The 1,438-nt window shown below is 65.8% G+C and carries 2 protein-coding genes; both read left to right on the plus strand.

All coding sequences use genetic code 11. The annotated features are described in order from the left end of the window. The first annotated feature begins 59 nt into the window (after positions 1-59). Positions 60-548, plus strand: coding sequence for a transposase (locus tag EV279_RS17105; RefSeq protein WP_243728668.1), 489 nt, complete (start codon positions 60-62; stop codon positions 546-548). Then, entirely contained in the window at positions 545-1,399 is an 855-nt protein-coding gene (locus EV279_RS16740) for an IS3 family transposase (RefSeq protein ID WP_243728669.1), read from the plus strand. The genes EV279_RS17105 and EV279_RS16740 overlap by 4 nt, the downstream gene beginning before the upstream one ends. Positions 1,400-1,438 lie beyond the last annotated feature (39 nt).

Genomic DNA, 1,438 nt, shown 5'->3' on the forward strand with positions numbered 1-1,438 from the left:
TGAAGTGCTCCCCGGAAGTTGGACTGAGGAATTCAGTTTGACTTTCGAGGAGCACTTTCATGCATCCACGGAGTTCTCTGTCTGAGGCTCAGCGGGTTGCCGCAGTAGCGTTGTTCGAGGCCGGTTCGGCGAAGGACGCGGCGGCTGCGCGGTTGGGTGTGAGCGCTTCGGCGGTCGGCCGGTTGTATGACCGTTGGCGGCTGCGCGGGGCGGGAGCGCTGGTGACCAAGCGGACGAGGCGGACGTTCTCGTACGAGACGAAGCTCGAGGTCGCTCGACGCTACGTTGCGGGTGAGACGGCGCTGGCGTTGGCGCAGGAGTTCGAGCTGTCGTCCCCGCAGCTGGTCACGGCGTGGGCGCGATCGCTGCGTGACGGGGGCTCGGAGGCGCTGCGCCCCAAGCCGAAAGGTCGCGCGCCGGCTGTCCCGGATGATTCGGGTGCCGAGGCGAGTGAGCTGACCCGGCTGCGGCGTGAGAACGAGCGTCTGCGCGCGGAGGTCGCGTACTTGGGAAAACTGCGGGCCTTGAGGGAGCAAGGACGACGGTGAAGGTTCAGGCCGTCATCTCCCTCAAGGCCGATCACCCGCTGAGCGTGCTGCTGAGCGTTGCGGGCCTGGCCAGGTCGACGTTCTTCTACCATCAGGCCAGGCTCGCCCGACCGGACCCGGACACGGACCTGAAAGCCGCGATCACCCAGGTGTTCACGGCAGCCAAGGGCCGCTACGGGCATCGTCGCGTGCACACGGTGCTGCGGCGTGATGGATGGCGGGTGGCGCGCAAAACGGTGCTGAAGCTGATGCGTCAGCTCGGTCTGGTCTGCCACGTGCGTCGACGCCGCCGCTTCACCTCGTTCAAGGGAGAGGTCGGCAAGATCGCCCCGAACCTGCTGGAACGGCAGTTCACCGCGGCCACCCCGAACCAGAAGTGGGTCACCGACGTCACCGAGTTCCGCGTCGGCGACCGCAAGGTCTACCTGTCGCCGATCATGGACCTGTTCGACCGGTCCGTGATCGCCTACACCTGCGGAACCTCACCGACCGTGGAGATGACCAACGCGTCGCTGAGAGCCGCCGTCGGCGCTCTCCCCGCGGGTCAGCATCCGATGGTGCATTCGGATCAGGGTCTGCACTACCAGCACGCCTCGTGGCGTCAGATCCTCGCCGACGCCGGCGCGGTCCAGTCGATGTCGCGGCGAGCGACCTGCCTGGACAACGCCGTCATCGAGAGCTTCTTCGGACACCTCAAGGAAGAACTCTTCCATCACGCGACCTTCGCCACCGTAGACGCGTTCACCGACGCGCTCGACGAGTACATCGCCTGGTACAACACCGACCGGATCTCCACAAAGCTCAAGGGCCTGAGCCCGGTGCAATACCGAGCGCAGGCCCTTGCGACTTAGGCTCTCAAATGGCCAGTCCAACTTCCGGGGGCCACTTCA

Origin of the sequence: Microbacterium sp. BK668 (assembly GCF_004362195.1) — a bacterium.
Lineage (GTDB): Bacteria > Actinomycetota > Actinomycetes > Actinomycetales > Microbacteriaceae > Microbacterium.

Coding starts and splice junctions, on each gene's coding strand:
- EV279_RS17105 (WP_243728668.1), top strand. CDS start 60: ATGCATCCACGGAGTTCTCTGTCTGAGGCTCAGCGGGTTGCCGCAGTA.